The sequence below is a fragment of the Rufibacter sp. DG15C genome (genome assembly GCF_001577755.1).
Taxonomy (GTDB): Bacteria; Bacteroidota; Bacteroidia; order Cytophagales; family Hymenobacteraceae; genus Nibribacter.
The window spans coordinates 277065-298029 of the sequence record NZ_CP010776.1; the positions used below are offsets into that span (position 1 = coordinate 277065).

At 45.8% G+C, this 20965-nt stretch carries 18 protein-coding genes; 9 read left to right on the forward strand and 9 right to left on the reverse strand.

Annotation, left to right across the window (positions count from 1 at the left end):
• Genes TH61_RS01225 through TH61_RS01265 form a run of 9 tightly spaced genes read right to left on the reverse strand, consistent with a single transcriptional unit; the run spans nt 1 to nt 12351 of the window.
• Entirely contained in the window at nt 1–1074 is a 1074-nt protein-coding gene (locus TH61_RS01225) for a heme A synthase (RefSeq protein WP_066504823.1), read from the reverse strand.
• 6 nt (nt 1075–1080) lie between these two features.
• Complete coding sequence (locus TH61_RS01230) at nt 1081–2904, reverse strand: cbb3-type cytochrome c oxidase subunit I (protein ID WP_066504825.1); 1824 nt, start codon at nt 2902–2904, stop codon at nt 1081–1083.
• A 46-nt stretch (nt 2905–2950) separates the two neighbouring features.
• A complete protein-coding gene (locus tag TH61_RS01235) occupies nt 2951–3988 on the reverse strand; it encodes a cytochrome c oxidase subunit II (protein ID WP_066504827.1) in 1038 nt (345 codons plus the stop codon).
• 24 nt (nt 3989–4012) lie between these two features.
• Nucleotides 4013–5293, reverse strand: coding sequence for a quinol:cytochrome C oxidoreductase (locus TH61_RS01240; RefSeq protein ID WP_231862277.1), 1281 nt, complete (start codon nt 5291–5293; stop codon nt 4013–4015).
• A gap of 17 nt (nt 5294–5310) precedes the next feature.
• Nucleotides 5311–5991: a cytochrome c gene (locus TH61_RS01245; RefSeq protein ID WP_231862278.1), complete on the reverse strand. Its 681-nt coding sequence runs from the start codon at nt 5989–5991 to the stop codon at nt 5311–5313.
• Nucleotides 5992–6026: 35 nt separating this feature from the next.
• Nucleotides 6027–6551 carry a DUF3341 domain-containing protein gene (locus TH61_RS01250; RefSeq protein WP_066504831.1) on the reverse strand — a complete coding sequence of 175 codons (525 nt, stop codon included), beginning with the start codon at nt 6549–6551 and terminating at the stop codon, nt 6027–6029.
• Nucleotides 6544–7965, reverse strand: coding sequence for an NrfD/PsrC family molybdoenzyme membrane anchor subunit (nrfD, locus tag TH61_RS01255; RefSeq protein ID WP_066504832.1), 1422 nt, complete (start codon nt 7963–7965; stop codon nt 6544–6546). The genes TH61_RS01250 and nrfD overlap by 8 nt, the downstream gene beginning before the upstream one ends.
• An 18-nt stretch (nt 7966–7983) precedes the next feature.
• Nucleotides 7984–10983, reverse strand: a complete 3000-nt coding sequence (locus tag TH61_RS01260; protein WP_066504835.1) for a TAT-variant-translocated molybdopterin oxidoreductase — start codon at nt 10981–10983, stop codon at nt 7984–7986.
• A 39-nt stretch (nt 10984–11022) separates the two neighbouring features.
• Nucleotides 11023–12351 (reverse strand): c-type cytochrome, encoded by a 1329-nt coding sequence (locus TH61_RS01265; RefSeq protein WP_082780267.1) that lies wholly within the window; start codon nt 12349–12351, stop codon nt 11023–11025.
• Between the two features lie 531 nt (nt 12352–12882).
• On the opposite strand from TH61_RS01265, the gene rpsF reads away from it, so the two are divergent.
• The 9 genes from rpsF to TH61_RS01310 all read left to right on the forward strand — a co-directional run bounded on the left by rpsF (nt 12883) and on the right by TH61_RS01310 (nt 20901).
• On the forward strand, nt 12883–13257 hold the full coding sequence (rpsF, locus tag TH61_RS01270) for a 30S ribosomal protein S6 (protein ID WP_066504838.1): 375 nt from the start codon (nt 12883–12885) through the stop codon (nt 13255–13257).
• Nucleotides 13254–13505, forward strand: a complete 252-nt coding sequence (gene rpsR / locus TH61_RS01275; protein WP_048921044.1) for a 30S ribosomal protein S18 — start codon at nt 13254–13256, stop codon at nt 13503–13505. Before rpsF ends, rpsR begins: the two co-directional genes overlap by 4 nt.
• A gap of 14 nt (nt 13506–13519) precedes the next feature.
• A complete protein-coding gene (gene rplI / locus TH61_RS01280; protein WP_066504841.1) occupies nt 13520–13963 on the forward strand; it encodes a 50S ribosomal protein L9 in 444 nt (147 codons plus the stop codon).
• 81 nt (nt 13964–14044) lie between these two features.
• On the forward strand, nt 14045–14725 hold the full coding sequence (locus TH61_RS01285; RefSeq protein ID WP_066504847.1) for an HAD family hydrolase: 681 nt from the start codon (nt 14045–14047) through the stop codon (nt 14723–14725).
• Nucleotides 14726–14762: 37 nt separating this feature from the next.
• Complete coding sequence (locus tag TH61_RS01290; protein WP_066504849.1) at nt 14763–15740, forward strand: GSCFA domain-containing protein; 978 nt, start codon at nt 14763–14765, stop codon at nt 15738–15740.
• 369 nt (nt 15741–16109) lie between these two features.
• Nucleotides 16110–16580, forward strand: a complete 471-nt coding sequence (locus TH61_RS01295; RefSeq protein WP_157600476.1) for a hypothetical protein — start codon at nt 16110–16112, stop codon at nt 16578–16580.
• Nucleotides 16581–16632: 52 nt separating this feature from the next.
• Entirely contained in the window at nt 16633–19164 is a 2532-nt protein-coding gene (gene priA / locus TH61_RS01300) for a primosomal protein N' (RefSeq protein WP_066504854.1), read from the forward strand.
• Nucleotides 19165–19522: 358 nt separating this feature from the next.
• Nucleotides 19523–19903, forward strand: coding sequence for a hypothetical protein (locus tag TH61_RS01305; protein WP_066504857.1), 381 nt, complete (start codon nt 19523–19525; stop codon nt 19901–19903).
• A 659-nt stretch (nt 19904–20562) separates the two neighbouring features.
• Nucleotides 20563–20901 (forward strand): nitrite reductase (NAD(P)H) small subunit, encoded by a 339-nt coding sequence (locus TH61_RS01310; RefSeq protein WP_066504859.1) that lies wholly within the window; start codon nt 20563–20565, stop codon nt 20899–20901.
• Nucleotides 20902–20965 lie beyond the last annotated feature (64 nt).

Genomic DNA, 20965 nt, shown 5'->3' on the forward strand with positions numbered 1-20965 from the left:
TTAAGCCACTGTACCGTTAAAACGTTTAAATGAGTTCTGTGCGTAAAAATACTGCATCAGAAGTAAAAATTGTATTCCAAAAATGGCCGTTCCAATGACTAAATGCAAAGGTTGAGCAAACGCTGGTAATGCAAAGTAGGCCAATATGATTCCTACTAAAATTTCTAACCCAATAGAAACCACTAACCAAAATCCCAAGCGTTTTAGAGCTTGGTTTTGCAACTGGTTAATTTTGAACACAAGGGCCACGTTTACCAAGACAAATAAAATAGACAAAGAACGATGTACATAGAATGTACTACTTAACTGTCCTATCCATCCTTCCCTGTTCAAGCCATCCATATTAAAGGCAATCATATCAACCTCTTCCCGTACCTGGGTACCTAGAATAATCTGTACAAAGGTCAAGATTAAGCCTATTATTAAGAGAGGCATTACCCAAGATTCAGGAGTAACAGCTTCTTGGTAAATTTGCTCTCTCTTTGCTCTTACTACACAATAAATAAGCAAAGCCAATAAGACCAAAGACAAGGCCATATGCACCGTTACCATCTCTGGCAACAAGTTAGTGGACACTACCAATGATCCTAACCACCCTTGAAACCCTACTAGTAAAAAGGAGGCGAATGCTGCCCAAAACACTTTTGGATCTTGCTTTCTATAAGGCCAGGCAAAAATGACAGTCAGGAAGATTAAAATCCCAATGGTCACCCCTACCAATCTGTTAATGTATTCAATCCAAGTTTTAGTAGGGTTGAAAGCCGTCTCAATGTACTGGTTAGGATGATCAAAGATTTCTTTAGCAGCTTGGGTAAAACCCAAATTGCCTAGCATATTGCCCATTCGTTTATTCTTGGCAATACGCTTCTCTTGGTATACCTCCAGGTAGTTATCTGGCAACTCCTCTAACGTAGTGGGGGGGACCCACATTCCAAAACACTTCGGCCAGTCTGGACATCCCATTCCGGACCCCGTGCTCCGGACGATCCCCCCTACTAAGATTAAAAAATAAACAGAAGCAATAGTGAGTACTCCTATATTTCTAAACCTTTTACTACTAAAAGATTTACTCATGTTTTGCTACTCAAAGTCTCTCTCGTGCGGCAAATTAGATGACTGCGTTTGAGAGAATGGTACGTTCTGTGGAATAAAGTCCTCTGGGGCACCAGGCTTGCTATAATCATATGGCCATCTGTATACCACTGGTAAAGCGCCTGGCCAGTTACCGTGACCTGGATTTACTGGAGTAGTCCACTCAAGCGTGTTAGACTTCCAAGGGTTCTCTGTGGCGCGTCTTCCTCTAAAGATGCTGTAGAAGAAGTTGAACAAGAAGAACAATTGAGCAAAGAAGGCAAGAACCGCAGCAAACGTGATAAAAGTGTTCAAGTTCATGAACGTGCTGAATGTATCAAAACCAGTCCAAGTGTAATATCTTCTAGGGAAGCCCGCAATACCAATGTAGTGCATAGGCATGAAGATAAGATAAACACCAGCAAACGTAATCCAGAAGTGGATATAGCCTAACTTCTCATCCATCATTCTGCCAAACATCTTAGGGAACCAGTGGTACACACCGGCAAACATCCCGAAGAAAGCAGCGCTACCCATTACCAAGTGGAAGTGAGCTACTACAAAGTAGGTATCATGCAACTGAATATCTAGCGCTGAGTTACCTAAGATGATACCAGTCACACCACCAGAAATGAACAATGACACGAATGCCACTGAGAATAACATAGCTGGAGTGAAGTTGATATTACCTCTCCAAAGAGTGGCTATCCAGTTGAACACTTTTACTGCAGAAGGTACCGCAATGATCAATGTCAAGAACATGAACACCGATCCTAAGAATGGATTCATACCAGACACGAACATGTGGTGAGCCCATACAATAAATGATAACAAGGCAATACCCAACATAGAACCAATCATAGCGCGGTACCCAAAGATAGGCTTACGAGCACAGGTGGCAATTACTTCAGAAACAATACCGAAGGTTGGTAGAATTACAATGTATACCTCAGGGTGACCTAGGAACCAGAATAAGTGTTGGAAAAGAACGGGGCTACCACCTGTATGAGACAAAGCCTCACCAGCTACATAGATATCAGATAAGAAGAAGCTTGTTCCAAAGCTGCGGTCAAAAATCAATAGAAGAGCAGCTGAGAAAAGTACTGGGAAGGCCAATAGACCCAACACTGCAGTTAAGAAGAAAGCCCAGATCGTCAATGGCAATTTAGACATTGACATACCACGGGTTCTCAAGTTAATAACTGTTGTGATATAGTTCACACCACCCAACAGCTGAGAGATAATGAACAAGGCCATACTGATCAACCACATGGTCATACCCGTTCCAGATCCTGCAATGGCTTGAGGCAAGGCACTCAATGGAGGGTAAACAGTCCAACCACCACCTGCAGGTCCCGTCTCTAAGAATAGAGAATAGAACATGATCACGCTGGCAATAAAGAAGAACCAGAAAGACAACATGTTCATAAACCCTGAGGCCATATCACGTGCGCCAATCTGCAAGGGAATCAAAAAGTTACTGAAGGTACCAGACAAACCAGCCGTCAATACAAAGAATACCATGATGGTACCGTGCATGGTAACCAAGGCTAGGTAGAATTCTGGGTTTAACTTTCCACCTTCTACCCATTTACCCAGTAATGGCTCCAAAAAGGTAAAAGTAGCATCTGGGAAACCCAGCTGAAGTCTAAACAAGCTTGACAAGGTACCGCCAATGATTGCCCAGAAAATACCGGCAAAAAGAAATTGTTTGGCAATTACTTTGTGATCTTGGCTGAAGATATACTTCTCAATGAAGCTTTGATCATGATGATCATGCTCATCGTGCTCCAAGTGCACATCGTTATGTAATGAAATATCCGTACTAGACATACAATACTGTTAAGGGATTATTAACTGTTCTTTCTAATCAGATGCACTAGTTTCCAGCAGGAGCAGAAGGGGTATTCACCGCTACAGGAGTAGCCTTTCCACCATTTGCAAGGACACCAGGGTTCTCTGTCACAAATGCTTTCTGCTCTTTCAACCATTTCTGATAATCTTCCGGTTCATCTACCACCAAGGTAAACTTCATAGCAAAGTGACCTCTTCCACAAACCTCAGTACAAGCCAATTCATATTTGAATTCTGCGTTGCCCGTTTCAGACTGCATCTCAGCAGTTGTTTTGGTAGGAATAAACCAGAAAGAGGTTGGCATGCCAGGTACAGCATCCATCTTCACTCTAAAGTGAGGAAGGAATACACTGTGAATCACATCTCTTGCTCTAATTTTCAACAACACTGGCGTTCCTTTAGGCACGTGAATCTCACGGGGCATAAAGTCATCCATGGCATTCTTGTCCGTAAAGTCAATACCAAATTCATTAGTGGCATTGATCAAGGTAGTCTTGGTAACACCTAACTTGTTATCAGCACCTGGGTAGCGAACCATCCAGTTAAACTGCTTGCCCATGATTTCTAACACAACGGCTTCCGTAGGAGCTGGACTTGTGATTTTAGCCCAAGTTTTCCAACCAGAGAATACCAATAGCGCCATAACAATGGCAGGTATTACGGTCCAGATTATTTCAATCTTGTTATTGTGCGGGTAATAGTAAGCCCGTTTACCTTCTTTATGCTGGTATTTGTAAGAATAAACAAATAGCAGAATATGGGTAATCACGAATACAATGCCAATAACGATCATGGTAGTCCAGAACATTTGGTCTATGTCTATTCCATGAACAGAGGCATTTGGAACCATCATGTCATCCTTGGAATCTAAGAAAGACCAAATGAATAGTCCTCCCATGATCACCATGAACAACAGCATCAAGGTGGCATTGACTTTATTACTCTTCCCTATGTCTTGACGATAGCTTCCCTTAAAGATAGAAGCCAAAATCTGGATTCTAAACAGAAGGTAAAGAATGACTAGTAAAAGGAGGATTGATAGTGCTACAACAATCGTAATCATTATCTATTTCTTTAAAATGAAGTCTTAAACGTGATGGTGAACACTTTCCTCTAGGAACGGGTGATTCACAGGAACCAAAGAAAGTTTAGACAAGCCTTTTGTAAACATTAACAAGAAGATACCCAAGAATGTTAAAGCTGCTCCAATTTCAATTAATCCAAACCCGCTATCACCACGCATTGTTCCTGGCATGATCATCAAGTAGAAGTCAAACCAATGCCCAATTAGTACTGCTATACAGGCAATCTTCAACATAAGCATCTGACGTTTGGCATCTCTTGTCATTAAGAACAAGAAAGGGAATGCAAAGTTGATGAAAAGGTTAAAGAATACAATCCAAGTATAATGGTTGTCATATCCACCAAGACGCTCTATAAAATAGATCGCTTCTTCCGGTAAGTTAGCATACCAATAAAGCATGAACTGTGAGAACCAGGTATAGGTCCAGAAAATGCTAAATCCAAAAATGAATTTACCTAAGTCATGCAGGTGGTTGGAGTTTACCATCTTCAAATAACCATGTTGCTTCAATACAATCACAGTTAAAGTAATAGCGGCCAAACCAGATACAAACCAGCTCGCAAATACATACCATCCAAACAAGGTACTGAACCAGTGTGAGTCAATAGACATCACCCAGTCCCAAGCAGCAATGGAAGAGGTAACTCCAAAGATTACCAAGAAGGTAGCAGACAAACGGATGCTTTTATTGTAATGGTCAAGCCCTCCATTTAAGTCTTCGGCAGCAAATTGCTTTCTTAACCAATTGAAGAATAGAATCCATAGGCCAAAGAAAAGAACCATTCTAATTGTATAGAAGGTCACGTTCAAGAAACCGCTTTTACCAGCAATAATTGGATCATAGTTGGCATGCCCTACCTCTGTTAAGGTATGGTCGGTCCAGTGGAAGATAGGGTTGTGTCCTGTGAACAAGATTGGTCCTAAGAACAACACCAACATAATAATACCACCCACAGGTAGGTAATTACCCAATGCAATGAAAATACGTTTTACCAATACAGACCAGCCTGCATAAGCCACATATTGTACTGCCACAAAGAATACGCCTACTACGGCAATACCAGAAAGGTAAACATTATTTAACCAAAGGTTGGCTAACAAACGGTTTACCCACGTGGGGCCATGGCTGGCAGCGCCAGCAGCTTCTCCATGCTCTCCCCCATGTCCGCCGGTTGTGGCGTTGATGATCAATCCAATGATTAGTAAAACTAACCCAATGGCTATCATGAAGAGGAACCGGTTATTGGTTCTTTTAGAAATACTAAGTGTTTCTTCAGTTATCATTTGAAAATACCTTAAGGTTAGTTGCGAGTATTCTTTGCAGAATCTGCAGTGGAACCTGTTACTGGATTAGTGTTTTCAGTTGTACTTGCGCCTGCAGGGGCATCAGCAGATTTTGAAGCCACATCTGTAGATTCTGGAGTTGCACCTTCTACTTCAGTGATTCCCTTTTGCAATTGCTGCACATACATGGCAATCTTCCAGCGCTCTTGTGGGTTAACCTGCGTACCATGCGGCATCATCCGTCCACGACCATTTACAATCACATGGTAGATATGGCCAACTGGTAGAGAGGCATATCTGCCTTGGGTATAGTTAGGAACCCCTTTGAACTTAGCTCCTACCAATCCATCACCAGCACCAGACTCACCGTGGCAAGGAGAACAGAATCTCAAATACAATACCTTACCTTCTGCCAAGTTAGCTGATGTAGCTTTCAATGGGTTTTTCAACTCACTGCCAGCCACTTCCGCGCTGTCTTTAGAGATGCGGGTGTAGAAATCTAATTTACCTCTGGCAATGGTATGCGCAGCTGGTACACGTAGGTTCCCACCTCCTGGGTTAAAGGCATTGTAGTTTCCGTCTAACTGCTTCAAGGGTTCATACGCTACCGGATTATACATATCTGGCGCATATTCCAATCCTGGATCTGTAGCATCATTGCCACATGAAAGCAGGGTTATGGACGAGAAAAGAATCATGGAGGCTTTTGCTCCTGTTCTAAAGAAATTGTTCATTATTTAACTACCTCCTTCTCGTTAACTTCTATGGCTCCATTTGAGCGAAGAAGATCGTTCAGTTGCTGCATGTTTGTACCTTCTTTGTATTCGATGGCCATTACAAATTTATCATCTGTAGAACGAACATCCATTACTGGTACTTTTAGAGTTGGTCTCAATCCGCTAATGATAAAGAAGGTGATGACCATTCCAAAAGCGGCGCAAAGAACCGTTAATTCAAATGTTACCGGAATAAATGCAGGCAATGAGATGTGTGGCTTTCCACCAATGATCATTGGCCAGTCAAAACCCAACATGTATATCTGCATCCAAAGGGCAAACGAGGTTCCGCAAAGGCCACAGAAGAATGCCACGATAGGCAATCTAGAACGCTGAATCCCTAAAACATCATCAATTCCGTGAATTGGATAAGGAGAGAATACATCGTAAATCTTAGTGCCGGCCGCGCGTGTCTTTTCGATGGCGTTCAGCAGCACATCCTCGTCGTCGAAAATACCGAGTATGAATTTCTTACTAGTCATGTTTGTGAGAGTTGTTAGGGGCTGTAGCGTGCATTGAGGCATTTGGGTCATGCGTATGGCTTACCCCAGATGACGATTTCAAGATTGCTTTCACTTCTGCCATGTTCACAACAGGGAAGAATTTGGCAAACAGAAGGAATAGGGTAAAGAACAAGCCCAAGGTTCCAACATACACGCCAATATCAATGGTAGTTGGGGAGAACATCACCCAGCTGGATGGCAAGAAATCGCGGTGAAGAGATGTTACAATGATTACAAAACGCTCAAACCACATACCAATGTTCACAAAGATAGAGATGATGAACGTGGCGGTTAAGCTTCTACGAATAGATCTGAACCAGAATAACTGAGGCGTAATTACGTTACAAGTCATCATGGACCAGTAGGCCCACCAGTAAGGACCCGTAGCACGGTTTATGAATGCGTATTGCTCATACTCCACTCCTGAATACCAGGCGATGAAGAACTCTGTGATATAGGCCACCCCTACGATAGAACCTGTCAAGGTAATTACCTTGTTCATGGATTCTACGTGCTCCAATGTGATGTAATCCTCTAGTTTGAACACTTTACGGGTAATGATCATCAAGGTCAATACCATTGCAAAGCCTGAGAAGATCGCACCTGCCACAAAGTATGGAGGGAAGATGGTGGTGTGCCACCCTGGAATTACCGAGGTTGCAAAGTCCATGGATACGATGGTGTGTACCGAAAGTACCAGTGGAGTTGCTAAACCAGCAAGAATCAAGGAAACGGTCTCATAACGTGACCAGTGCTTGGCAGAACCGGTCCAGTTGAAGCTCAAGAAAGCATAGGCTCTGCGGGCAATTGGACCTTTTGCTCTGTCCCGTATGGTTGCAAAGTCAGGAATCAAACCAATGTACCAGAATACTAAGGATACAGAGAAGTAAGTACTGATCGCGAACACGTCCCAAAGAAGAGGGGAGTTGAAGTTCACCCAAAGAGAACCAAATGTGTTTGGCAAAGGAAGAACCCAATAGGCTAACCATGGACGACCCATGTGCAATACCGGGAACATGGCCGCACAAATTACCGCAAAGATGGTCATCGCTTCAGCCGCACGGTTAATGGAAGTTCTCCATTTCTGGCGGAACAACAACAAGATAGCTGAGATAAGGGTACCAGCGTGACCAATACCTACCCACCACACGAAGTTGGTGATATCCCATGCCCAACCTACGGTTTTATTCAAACCCCATTCTCCAATACCAAACCAAAGCGTCCGGTACACAGAGTAAAGAAAGATTCCCAGGAAAACCAAAGAAACTCCCAGGGCCATCATCCAACGGACGTTCGGCTTGGCTTCCACCTGCCGACATACGTCCTCCGTGATGTCTGCATAAGTTTTACCCCCAGTTACTAAGGGCTCTCTTATCGGAGATACGTGCTGCATATTTCGTTCTGTGTTAAATTAAGCTAGGTTTCTGATTTTGGTTAGGTACGTCACGTTTGGTTGAGTATTCAACTCTTCCAATACGTGGAATGCACGTTCTCCTTTTTCTCTCTTCAAGATCTGTGACACTTGGCTGTTAGGATCCAGCATGTCTCCAAATACAATGGCGTTGGTAGGGCAAGCCTGCGCACAAGCGGTTACTACTTCTCCATCCTTAGGACGACGGGCTTCTTTTTTAGCTTCTAGCTTACCCGCTTGGATACGCTGTACGCAGAAAGAGCATTTCTCCATTACACCACGTGAACGTACGGTCACGTCTGGGTTCAACACCATTTTGCCCAAGTCGTTATTCATGTTATAATCGAACTTGTCATTGTTGGCGTAGTTGAACCAGTTAAAGCGACGAACTTTATATGGACAGTTGTTGGCGCAGTAACGAGTACCTACGCAACGGTTGTACACCATCTGGTTCAAGCCTTCTGAGCTGTGCATGGTGGCAGCTACCGGACAAACCGTCTCACATGGAGCGTGGTTACAGTGCTGGCAAAGCATTGGCTGGAAGATAACAGTAGGATTCTCTGATGGATCCTCCATTTTCTCGAATCCACCGTTTTCACGGGTGGCATCGCTGCTGTAATAGCGGTCAATACGCAACCAGTGCATTTCACGGCGGTTCAACACCTCCTGCTTACCTACAACTGCTACGTTGTTTTCAACCTGGCAACCTATGGTACAGGCTCCGCAACCAATACAAGAGTTCAAGTCAATGACCATTCCCCAATGGTGGTCCTTGTACTCGTAGTCCTGCCACAAGGAAACGCTCTGTGGTTTCTGAGGACCTTCAGGCGTCGCGATACGGATGTACTCAGTTACGGTCTTAGGGTCTTTCTGATATTGTTTTAGGGTTGACTCCTGCACTACAATACGTCCCATTACCGTATGGTGCGTTTGCGTCTGTGCAATTGGCTTGTCAGCGCCTACTTTTTCTAGAGTGACCGTGTTGGCATATACCAAGCCATTGTCAGCTACAGATACTAAAGGATACACATTGGCACCTACGTTGTTGGCAGCTTGGCCAGCATGTGTACGACCATAACCTATGGCAATACCTACTGTACCTTTGGCTTGACCTGGCTGAATCAAAGCTGGTAATTCAATTGACTTACCTTTGGCAGTGATTCTTAAAACGTCGTTCTGCTCTACGTTTAACTCTTTAGCCATGGCAGCGGAGATAGTCACGTAGTTGTCCCAAGTGGCTTTGGTAGTAGGATCAGACATTTCCTGTAACCATGGGTTGTTGGCCAGTTGACCAGAACCAATCGCTACTTTCTCATAAATGGCTAACTCTACATTTTTACCAGCGGCACGAGCTGCTTTGTTGATGCTTAACGCAGCAGCGGCTAATGTCATTGGAGCTGGTGCGGCAGTTGGCTCATTGGCACCAGTAGAACCGGTAGCTATACCATCATGCACAGCTTTATCCCAAGCGGCACCACCACTCACTACCCCAGACCATGTACGCTGGATCATGGTGTAATAATCAGAAGTGGATCCTGACCATTTCAACAAAGAGTCCTGTGCTTGTCTGGTTTTAAAGATTGGGGAAATAGCTGGCTGGGCTAAGCTTAAGAAACCTCTTTTTGGCTCAAAGTCATTCCAAGATTCTAAGTAGTGACTGTCTGGGCAGATGTAGTCAGCTAGCATTGCTGTTTCATCTGCTCTGTCTGCAAAGGAAATCTTAAGACCAACCTTCTTAACACCTGCTATTACTTGCTGGCTTAAAGGATGGTCATACGCTGGGTTAGCGCCGTAGAAAATTACAGCACCTACAGAACCAGCGTTCATGTCATTGATCAGACGCAACATGCGGGCATCATCACCTTGGCGCACATAAGATGGAGCGCTGGTATTGATAGTAGCACCATTTGCACCCAAGGCACTGTTAATGGCTGTTACAATAGTTTGAACTGCAACATCATTTGAATCGGACACTACCAAAGCAGCACCTCTGTTGGCTAGCAATTCTTTGGTAGCAGCCTCAATTTGCTTAGAGGCTGAAGTAGTTGGCGCTTGGATAGCACCACCGCCTGCTATTGCATTGTACAAGGCAGCTGCTACCGCACCGTACTCAGATGGTTTAACTGGCACACGAACATCTGCGTTGGCACCAGTCAAAGAAAGGTTTGTCTCAAACTGGAAGTGACGAGACATGACAGGATTGTCAGCCGTGATCTTCCGGTTAGTGATGTATTGCTTAGAATATTCAGTCGGAGAAATCCATGAACCCAAGAAGTCTGCGCCTATAGACACAACTACTTTGGCTTTGCTGAAGTCATAACCTGGAATAACGCCACCGTTTGCTTTTAACAAAGCAGAAGCAGAGTTAGCATCATAGGTTACGTGCTCAAAAGAAGGAAACTGTGCACCAAACTCTCTAATGACAGCTTTCGTGCTTGGGCTGATGATGGTATTAGATACCAACACCACTTTACCTTGCACACCAGTCAGTTTAGTTCTGATCTCCTGGTCTACTTGTGACCAAGTAGCCGCTTTTCCTTTTGCGGTTGGTCCTTGCAGACGGGCATTGTCATACAAGCTCAACAAAGAAGCCTGCGAACGTGCGTGCGTACCGCCTTTAGTAATTGGTGAAAGCGTATTGCCCTCAACCTTGATAGGACGACCTTCGCGTGTTTTAACCAGAATGGAGTTGTAGATATCTCCGTTAAAGTAGGTAGAGGCATACCAGTTGGCAATACCCGGCTCAACTTCTTCTGGCTTGTTTAGATAAGGGATTGCTTTACGTACCGGAGCCTCACAAGACGCCAAGGTAGTAGCTGCAATACCAAAACCTAATAGTTTTAAGAAATCACGACGTGGAGCCACATCTGCAGATCTTTCACTGCCGCTGGCCTCACTTACTGGCAGAAACTCAGGAAACTCGTCATGAGCGTGCTTTTGGAATTCTGGAGTGTTGTTTAACTCCTCTACCCCTCTCCAGTATTTAATTGTTTCTTGCATATAGTTCAAAAACTCAAATTCAGGATGGATATGTAGTGATTAGTAGTGGCACTTAGAACATTCTGTACCACCGTTAGACGCAACTACAAAAGCGCCTTTGGATTGCTTCTCATGCAACTTCACCAAGTTGTCATAATAAGCGTTGCCCTCTGTGTTAAGAGGTGTGTTGCGGTGACAGTCAATACACCAGCCCATGGTCAATGGAGAGAACTGCGCTACCACTTCCATGGTTTCAATTGGACCGTGGCACGTCTGGCACTCTACGCCACCCACTTTGGTGTGCTGAGAATGGTTGAAGTAGGCCAGGTCAGGTAAGTTGTGAACACGCACCCACTCAATAGGCTTGTTGTTTTCAATAGCGCGGTAGATTTTCTGAATCTCTGGAGACTCTTTCTTAATCTGGCTATGGCAGTTCATACAGATGTTAGCCGAAGGAATATTCGCGCTACGGCTCTTGTAAACTGACGTGTGGCAATAGTTACAGTTGATCTGGTGATCACCAGCGTGCAATTTGTGAGAGAAGGCAATTGGTTGCTTAGGAGCATACCCCTGCTGGATACCAATTCCCATTACTTTGTCAATGGTCAAGTCCAATACCACTACGGCTAGGATCAAACCTACAATGACACGTACGGCTTTTGACTTATAGATATTGGCAAAGTTGGTGCGCTGCTCTAGCATCTCCTGCTCAGCACCGGTTAAGTCAGCTTTGTTCTTCAGGTAGCCTTTAAGAACAGAGGCAATGATCAACAAGGTAATCACCAATACGATAAGGACAACTACTAAAGCTACAAGTACAATGTCCAAATGGCTACCAATGCTACCTGGAGCATTCTCACCAACTTGCCCGCCTGGAGTTGCACCTGGCACACCTTCTGTACCGGCAGCAACAGCTGCAGGAGCGGCGCTTTCCTTTTTGATGTAAGCTACAATAGAGTTGATTTCCTCATCAGAGAAAGCAAAAGAAGGCATTTGCTGCTTCGCATACTGCTCATAAATAGCGACTGCATCTTTGTCTCCGCTCTGGATTAAGGCGCTGGAGTTCTTGATCCATTTCTGTAGCCAAGGCAATGCTCTCTTAGTGTGAACATTTTTCAATCCTGGGCCTACTACTACTTCTTCAGTAACTGAGTGACATTGCGCACAGTTATTCTTGAACAAGGTAGAACCAGCATCAATTACCCCTGCATCTTCTGTGGGCAGAGCGCCTGCATTAGCGGCACCTGCGGCCGGAGCCGCCGAACCTGGCGTCACTCCTTTATCAGCTACGTTTGCCTGGTCCTGCGCAAACGCAGTACTTAAGACAAAGAAGAAGAAGATAAAAGGGAGTAAGAAGGTATATTTTGCTCTCTTTTTGCAGCTAATCATAGCTAAAATGTAGTGTTAAGTATGGTGAAAGTACATTACGGGCACAAACTTACTACCCGAAGGGCATTAATCAAACTTCACATGCCTTATTTTTGACATCTGGTTACGCTTACGATACTGGCCACTTATTAAAGGCTAAAAACCACCGGTTTAGGCCAGAATTTAGCTATTTAGAAAGTATATAAATTAATATCGAGACTTATATATAGGTGTCCATGCACAATATATGGGCCTTATTCCATCGTTTCTCTGCCTCCAACCTACTACCTCTTCCTTCATGCCATTTTGGTCTCATTCCCTCCTTCCTTAATGGTAACTTTCTATCGACTTATAAGCATCCCTCCGTTTTTGGCCTGTTTCCTAGGAAACAGGCCAAAAACGGAGGACCAGTAAGTACACTTATATATATAGTGTATGAAGCGGTTTCTCTGGCTAATAGTCAACGCACCTACTTGTTCATCAGGTTGGTTTGTATAATAATGAAAAGCTGAGTAACTTTGCACCTCGAACCAAAAACTATTTCTTAAAAGAATGGCTTTAAAAAATTACGAAACGCTCTTCATCATGACCCCGTTGTTGAACGAGGTGCAGATGCAGGAAACGGTCGAGAAGTTCAGACAGGTGCTTAAGGAAAATGGCGCCGACATCATCCATGAAGAAAACTGGGGACTTAAAAAACTGGCTTACCCAATCCAGAAAAAGAACACCGGTTTCTATCACTTGGTAGAGTTCACTGCCCCTGGCACTGTGGTTGACATCTTAGAGCTGGCGTACCGCCGCGACGAGAAGATCATCCGCTTCTTGACTACAGCCCTAGATAAGCACGCAGTTGCTTACAACGAGCGCCGCAGAAACGGCGAATTCAAATCAGCTAAAAAAGAGAAGGAGGCTCCTCAAGCGTCATGAGTTTAGTAAACGAAAAAATCCACAAGCAAGACACACGCAAGAAATACTGCCGTTTCAAGAAGAACGGTATCCAGTATATCGACTACAAAGACGGTAACTTCTTGTTGAAATTTGTAAACGAGCAAGGCAAGTTGTTGCCACGTCGTTTAACTGGTACCAGCTTGAAATTCCAGCGTCGTGTATCACAAGCAGTAGCCCGTGCCCGTCACCTGGCTATTCTACCTTATGTAACTGACTCTTTAAAATAGGAAGGTAAATCACGATGGAAGTTATTCTAAAAGATGACGTAAAAGGCGTTGGCTATAAAAATGATATCGTAGTAGTAAAGCCAGGTTTTGGCCGTAACTACTTGATCCCTCAAGGTCTTGCTGTGATGGCAACTCCTTCGGCCCGCAAAGTAGTAGCTGAGAACGTTCGACAGGTTGCGCACAAAGCTGAAAAGATTCAGAACGATGCCCAGGACCTGGCTAACCGTATTGGTACCACCGTTCTTTCTATCCCTGCAAAGGCTGGCGAGACTGGTAAAATCTTTGGTGCTGTTACCTCTCTGCAAGTTTCTGAGGCCCTTAAGGCCCTTGGTTATGACGTAGACCGCAAGCGTATTGACTTTGACCAAGAGGTGAAGTCTTTAGGCGAGTACACAGCTACCTTGAACCTACACAAAGAAGTGAAGCACCAAATCCGTTTCAACGTAGTTGAGGCCTAAGACCTGCTTTCTTTAGATAGTATAGACCTCCTGTCGTTCTGCGGCAGGAGGTCTTGTTTTTAATGCCTATTCCTTACTGCCATGTCTCTTTATAAAGTCCTCATCTTTGACTTTGACGGCACGCTTTGCGCCACGCAAGACTCCATTCTCTACAGCTTCCAAAGGACTTTTGCCCACTTTAAGACAGAAGCGCCTACTCCAAAGCAGATCATGGAGGCTGTGAGCACCGGCGGAAGCCTACCAGAACTTCTTCCCGGCCTCCACCCTTCCCTCTCCAAACAAGAGGCAACGGAGTGGGTACACACTTACAGACACATCTACTCCACAGAAGCAGGACAATTCACCACTCTCTTTGAAGGCACTGAGCAGATGTTAGACGCTGCAAAAGATGCTGGCATTAGAAACGTAGTTATCAGTAACAAGGGGCAGCGCGCCATTGAAGAAGCTCTTTCTCATTTTAGCATTGCCCATCACTTTGACTTGGTCATTGGCGACAACCCAGATCTGCCACTCCAAAAGAAGCCACACCCCATGGCTTTCCAAGAGGTGATAATTCCGCACTATGCTGGTGTTTCACGTGAACAGTTTCTTATGGTTGGTGATACCCACGTGGACCTGGGCTTTGCCAACAACGCCAGGATAGATTCCTGTTGGGCCCGCTACGGTTACGGCAATACTGCGCTTTGCCTGCAAGAAAAACCCAAGCACACCATTGCTAGTCTCCATGATTTACTGCCGGTGATAATGCCCACCACTCAATAGGTTTGTGTATTTTGCACTAACCATCATGTAAAGGCCTATGCAGTTCAGGACAGAACTTTCCGTCTCTCAAAGCCCCACTCCTATCTCTCTGGGGCATGGCATACTTACGCTGGGCTCCTGTTTTGCCGAAGTGATTGGTCAAAGGCTTCTTGGTCATAAGGCCAAGGTATTAGTGAACCCATTCGGGACAATCTTCAACCCGTTGTCTGCCCATAGCTTACTAAGAAGGATCATCACCCAGAATGTAGAAGGTTTACAAGGAGGGTTGTTGGAGCGCCAAGGGCAATGGTTTCACTATGATTTCCACTCCTCCTTTACCTCAAGCCAGCCAGAGGCATTACTCCAGCTATTAGAGAAGGCCATTAGTGACGCGCATGCTTTTTTACAGGACACCCAGCACCTGCTGCTCACGTGGGGCACCGCTTTTGTGTATGAACGGCAAGACACAGGGCAATCTGTGTCTAACTGTCACAAAGTGCCGCAAAAGCAATTCAACAAAAGGCTCTTGTCTGTAACAGAGATCACGCAAGACCTACAGGAAACCTTAGATTTGTTGTATTCCCATTTTCCTGCCATGCAGGTGGTTCTGACGGTTAGCCCGGTCAGACATCTCAAAGACACCCTGGAACTGAACAGCGTGAGTAAGAGCACGCTTCGGTTGGCTAGCCATATACTCCAAGAGCAAAACACCCAAGTCTCTTATTTCCCGGCGCATGAATTACTGTTAGATGATTTAAGGGATTACAGGTTCTACAGCTCAGATTTGCTGCACCCGTCCACCATGGCCGAAGAATATATCTGGGACAAGTTTGCGGCAGCTTATCTAGCTGAGGACTTCACTCAATTCTTGCAGGTATGGCAACAGGTCCAGCGGGACTTGGCCCACCGCCCTTTTTCACCGGAAAGCGCTAGTCACCAGAAATTTCTGCACCAATTGCTAACAAAGTTACAGTCTATCTCTTCACAGGTAGATGTGCAAAAAGAAATAGCATCTGTCAAAAGCCAGTTAATATAATCCTTACACCATTTTTGACTTATTTTCCCGAAAACAGGCCAAAAACGGTACCGGTAAATCCTTCATCTCTCAGCTAAGACTAGCCCATAGTTAGGCTTCTTTTCCCTAAAAGATACAAAATCAAGCTAAAAGCCCATCTTACTACCTCCCCCTACTGGTCTGAAAAAAAATAGTTTATCACTTTAAAAAGAACCTAATAATAATCATTAAAGAATTTTCATCTTAAACCCTCATTATAAGCGTTTTTAGCTTTCCATCTCTATTAGGGCGTTGCACTGTAGTAGTATTATTCCGACTTTTGTAAAACTAAAACAGACTTACAATCTGGTCTGCTATTCAACATTTTATCTACCTACAAACCCTTTAAAAATGAAGAAGCTAATGTTGTTGGGTGGTTTGTGGCTGTCATGTGCCGTAACCGCTTTCTCTAATGATGGAAATGACTACTGGGAGCGTTTAAACCGCACGCATCCAGAGGCCAACTTAAAGACCATCTTGAATACTAAGTCCAAGGCAAAAGACCAGAACGTGGCCGGCTACCGTCTGTCTGTTAAATACAACGGGCAGTTTAGAGCCATCAGCGCTGACAATCTGTTATTGCTAGAAAGCCAAGGTATCAAGAAAGGCCAATTGAAAGCCTACAAGTACGAGATTCTTTTCATCTCTGATGGGCAGGAGCTTTGGTTGCCTATGAAAACCATCATGGTAGAGCAATTGCAGTTGGAGTTGGAGAAAGACGAGCCAGTCTTGTTGTATACCTCTGTTCTACAGAACCCAGAGAAGGAAGATTACCGCCAGATGACTTTGATGGTGGAAGACTTTAAAGTCTTGGTAGACTAATCAACTTCTATTTACCGGCGCTTTTTACGACCTTTGTCCCAAAGAGCCCGCTTTGACCCCAGAACTAGAATTTCAAGTACCTATAGATGACGTCCCTGAACGGGTTACCCTGTTCGTGGACGTCATTTTGCCTTTGCCCCTGCCCAAGCTTTACACCTACCGCATCCCCTACCAGATGAACGACGAGGTCTTGGTGGGCGCACGGGTGTTGGTGCAGTTTGGGTCTAAGCGGGTATTGAGTTGCGTGGTGGCCCGCATTCATGAACAACCACCCGCTGAGTACCAGGCCAAGTACCTGCTGGAAGTCATTGATGAGAAGCCCGTGGTCACAGAGCCCCAGCTCAAGCTGTTCATGTGGATGGCCGACTATTACCTCTGCACTTTGGGGGAGGTCATCAATGCGGCCTTGCCCTCGGCGTTGAAGCTAAGCAGTGAGTCCAAGATTCAACTACACCCCAATTTCAAGGAAGAGACCAACGAGTGGCCGCTGTCTACTCATGAGGCCAACATTATCTTTGCCCTAAAGCAGAAGCCGCACCTCACCTTCACAGAGGTGAGTATCCTGTTGCAGCTCACCAGCTTCCATAAAATCATCAAGTCACTCCTGCTCAAGGAGATCATCATCATCTTTGAGGAGATAGCCGAAAAGTATGCGCCCAAGGTAGTCAAGAAAATAAGGCTATCGCCAGCATTCACCACAGATGAGGCCACGCTAGAGGAACTCTTCAACCAACTGGCCGCCAAGCCCAAGCAACTGGACGTGCTGTTAAAGTACATCCAACTGGTGCCGCTTTTGCAGGACTTGAGTCTGAACGAAGCGGGCCTTGAGAAAAACCTCATCACTTCCAATCCGCACCTGTCCCTCTCGGCCATCAATACGCTGATCAAAAACGGTGTGCTGGAGCAGTTTGATACCGTGGTGAGCCGGTTCCCGATGCTGGAGCGTGGGCCTTACGTCATGCCCGAGCTTTCCTCTGCGCAAGCCGCGGCTAGAGATTCAGTATTGGAGTATTTCGGGGACAAGGACACGGTTTTGTTGCATGGCATCACAGGCAGTGGCAAGACTGAGATTTACATTGACCTTATCCAGAAAGCCGTAGAGGCCGGTGGCCAGGTCTTGTACCTGTTACCCGAGATTGCCTTGACCGCCCAGATTGTAACCCGGCTTAAGCGCGTGTTTGGCGACAGGTTGGGCGTGTACCATTCCAAGTTCTCAGACAATGAGCGCGTGGAGGTTTGGAACGGGATTCTGTCGGGGCGCTTTCAGGTGGTGATTGGCGTGAGGTCTTCGGTGTTCCTGCCGTTCCATGGGCTGTCCCTGATTATTGTGGATGAGGAGCATGAGCCTTCTTACAAACAGCATGAGCCGGCGCCCCGTTACAACGCCCGTGAGGTGGCCTTGATCATGGCGCAGTATCACGGCGCTAAAACGCTGTTGGGTTCGGCCACGCCGTCCATAGAGAGCTACTACCATAGCCTGAGCGGCCGCTGGGGGCTGGTGACCTTGTCAGAGCGTTTCGGGGAGGCGACGTTGCCGCAGATTGAGCTGGTGGACGTGCGCCAAGAAGGCCTGAAGAAGAACATGCTCAGCCATTTCTCCCAGAAGCTGGTCCATGCCATTGAAGACACCTTGCACAAGAAAGAGCAGGTCATCCTGTTCCAGAACCGAAGAGGCTACGCCCCTTTCATAGATTGCAACGAGTGCGCCTGGATTCCCAAGTGCCGGAACTGCGCCGTGAGTCTTTCTTACCACAAGTTCTCCAATGAGCTGCGGTGCCATTATTGCGGCTACACAGAACGCAAACCCAACGACTGCCCGGCCTGCGGCTCTACTATGCTGAAGACAGTAGGTTTTGGGACGGAGAAGATTGAGGACGAACTGAAGCTGTTGCTTCCCCAGGCCCGCATCCAGCGCATGGACCTGGACACCACCAAAAAGAAGAATAGCCACCAACAGATCATTGAGGACTTTGAGAACCTCCGTACCGATGTGCTGGTGGGCACCCAGATGGTAACCAAGGGCCTGGACTTTGAGCACGTGAGCTTGGTGGGCATCCTGAGCGCCGACAGCATCATCCATTTCCCGGACTTCAGGGCGCATGAGCGAGCGTTCCAGTTGTTTGTGCAGGTGAGTGGCCGGGCCGGAAGAAAAGGAAAGGCGGGCAAAGTATTGATTCAGACCGCCAATCCCAACCAACCCATCTTCCAGAAGGTGATGGAGAACGACTACATGGGCTTGTACACCCAGGAGATTGCCGAGCGTCAGAAGTTCCGGTATCCGCCGTTTGTGCGCATGATCATGCTCACCATTAAGCACCCAGAGGCCCGTCCGGCTGAGAATGCTGCCATTGCCTTGGCCAAGGAACTCACAGACCGCCTAGGACCTAAATCTGTGCTTGGACCCGAGGCGCCTCACATCTTCAAAATCAGGAATCAGTTCTTGCAGGAAATCCATATTAAGCTGGACCGGGACAGCGGCAACTTAAAGGTGACCAAACAGCAAATACAAGAAGCAGTCTTCCAAGTAGTGCAGAATAAGGAGTTCAAGAACACGCGCGTAGTCATTGACGTGGATCCGGCGTAAGCCAAAAACCTTTGTCCCAGCTTTTCAGACAGTTATCTCCCCAGTCTTGCATTCCCACTCCAGAATGTAGAGTGACGGCGCACTTTTTAGCTTAGAAATATTCTTAGATAGGTCTTCATTTTACCGTTTTAGGCCTGTTTTCTGGAAAATAGCCCAAAAACGATTCCAGTTCATCTGCCTTTTTTTGCCTCTTATCCTGCCCTTGTCCGTCCTCATCCTGAAATACGGCTTTTAACATTTCCTTAACTTCTTGATATGCAACGTTTTTCTGAAATTTGCATCTATATAATCAGAAACGCTTCCGCACGCGGGGCCACTTCTACAGAATTTTTTTTAACCCATTATAACGTATTGCACTATGAAAACTTCACTTACCTCTTTTGTTGCCTGTCTGGCCGTTTGTCTTGGAATGAACCTTGCCCCATCTTTTGCTGGCACAACTCCTAACGGCACCAACACCCGTTCTACCAAAGCCTTCCAGCAGGTTTTAAAAACAGACAACCTACGTATTCTTTCTTTGGAGTTGGCGCCAGGTGAGCAATTGGAGTTCCACGCTTCGCCTGAGCAGGAAGCTTACGCCGCCTCTGCCGGTACCTTGACCGTGGTGGATAGCGATGGGGCCCAGAAGGAAATAAAAGTAAAAGCCGGCGACCGCCTTTGGTCAGACCTTACCTATTTCCAAAATGTGAACACTGGTTCTAACATTTTGAAAATTGTGCTTTTAGAGCGCGCAAAATAAGGTTTCAGAATTTTTTTGAGTTATTTGTTTATCGTCTTAAACCTTAGCGTTTTAGCGCGCGTAAAACAGAGACATTCACACTCTATTTCAGCTTAAAAGTAGTCATTTGCTATCCGCTTGCGCTCTGGCTTAGACTACTTTTAAGCTATTTTTTTGCCCTCTCCAATCGGCTGCCTCTATAGCAAAGTCCATCATCTCCCCCTTAGCTGATTACGCTGACCACCTGTGAAATTGATCGTGCTTCCGGCCTTTCTTACTCCTACTACCTAAAACTTCTTGTCCGGTTCACGCCAGATATATCCGGTTCACTCCGGTTTAGTCTCGGTTCAGTCAGGTAATGGCCCGCTTCTTCTGCTTTGGGTTGTGTAACGCGTTTGGACCCTGCATCTTTGTATCATCAATCAGGAACAACGTCACTGAATTCCCTCTTCAAGGCTTGCTCACAGATTGGTTACTGGCTTATACAGTATAAAAAATTAAGGTTTTTAGAGTTTTGTTTGTTAGTTTGGTGTGAGGAGCCCGGATTTTGTCCGGGCTTATTCATTTTACAGCCTTTCGGTTTCATCCATCTTCTCCCTCCCTCCTTTCCATTTCCGTTTTTGGCCTCTTTTCTGTAAACTAGCCTAAAAACAAGTCTACCCGTTGGGCGTACCCTGTGTATGGAATGGATTAAAATCTTTGACAGTGAGGCCAGTGCCAAGGCCACTATTCCCTTTACCAAAGCCAGAGCCGTGGTAGTGCAGGGCCGGGAGATTTGCGTAGCCCACACCGCCGCCGGTTTGTTTGCCGTAGACAACGTCTGTCCGCACCTAGGTGATGCCCTCAGCCGCGGCACCACCAACTACCTCAATGAGATCATCTGCCCCTGGCACAGCTACCGCTTCCATCTGCAAACCGGCGAAGAATGCCGCGGCCGCACCCAGCCCTTAAAAAGATATGCACTGGAGATTAGAGAAGACGGCGTCTACGTAGAAATGCCCGCCAAAGCGCCTGCTTAAGTTGAATAGCCATTTTTAGCCTCATTCGCAGAAAACAAGCCAAAAACGATAACCCATAAAAAAG

Coding starts and splice junctions, on each gene's coding strand:
- TH61_RS01290 (WP_066504849.1), top strand. CDS start 14,763: ATGCAGTTCAGGACAGAACTTTCCGTCTCTCAAAGCCCCACTCCTATC.
- rplI (WP_066504841.1), top strand. CDS start 13,520: ATGGAAGTTATTCTAAAAGATGACGTAAAAGGCGTTGGCTATAAAAAT.
- TH61_RS01235 (WP_066504827.1), bottom strand. CDS start 3,988: ATGATTACGATTGTTGTAGCACTATCAATCCTCCTTTTACTAGTCATT.
- rpsR (WP_048921044.1), top strand. CDS start 13,254: ATGAGTTTAGTAAACGAAAAAATCCACAAGCAAGACACACGCAAGAAA.
- TH61_RS01285 (WP_066504847.1), top strand. CDS start 14,045: ATGTCTCTTTATAAAGTCCTCATCTTTGACTTTGACGGCACGCTTTGC.
- TH61_RS01265 (WP_082780267.1), bottom strand. CDS start 12,351: ATGATTAGCTGCAAAAAGAGAGCAAAATATACCTTCTTACTCCCTTTT.
- TH61_RS01305 (WP_066504857.1), top strand. CDS start 19,523: ATGAAAACTTCACTTACCTCTTTTGTTGCCTGTCTGGCCGTTTGTCTT.
- TH61_RS01230 (WP_066504825.1), bottom strand. CDS start 2,904: ATGTCTAGTACGGATATTTCATTACATAACGATGTGCACTTGGAGCAC.
- TH61_RS01250 (WP_066504831.1), bottom strand. CDS start 6,551: ATGACTAGTAAGAAATTCATACTCGGTATTTTCGACGACGAGGATGTG.
- TH61_RS01310 (WP_066504859.1), top strand. CDS start 20,563: ATGGAATGGATTAAAATCTTTGACAGTGAGGCCAGTGCCAAGGCCACT.
- TH61_RS01245 (WP_231862278.1), bottom strand. CDS start 5,991: ATGATTCTTTTCTCGTCCATAACCCTGCTTTCATGTGGCAATGATGCT.
- TH61_RS01260 (WP_066504835.1), bottom strand. CDS start 10,983: ATGCAAGAAACAATTAAATACTGGAGAGGGGTAGAGGAGTTAAACAAC.
- TH61_RS01240 (WP_231862277.1), bottom strand. CDS start 5,293: ATGATAACTGAAGAAACACTTAGTATTTCTAAAAGAACCAATAACCGG.
- rpsF (WP_066504838.1), top strand. CDS start 12,883: ATGGCTTTAAAAAATTACGAAACGCTCTTCATCATGACCCCGTTGTTG.
- TH61_RS01295 (WP_157600476.1), top strand. CDS start 16,110: ATGAAGAAGCTAATGTTGTTGGGTGGTTTGTGGCTGTCATGTGCCGTA.
- TH61_RS01225 (WP_066504823.1), bottom strand. CDS start 1,074: ATGAGTAAATCTTTTAGTAGTAAAAGGTTTAGAAATATAGGAGTACTC.
- nrfD (WP_066504832.1), bottom strand. CDS start 7,965: ATGCAGCACGTATCTCCGATAAGAGAGCCCTTAGTAACTGGGGGTAAA.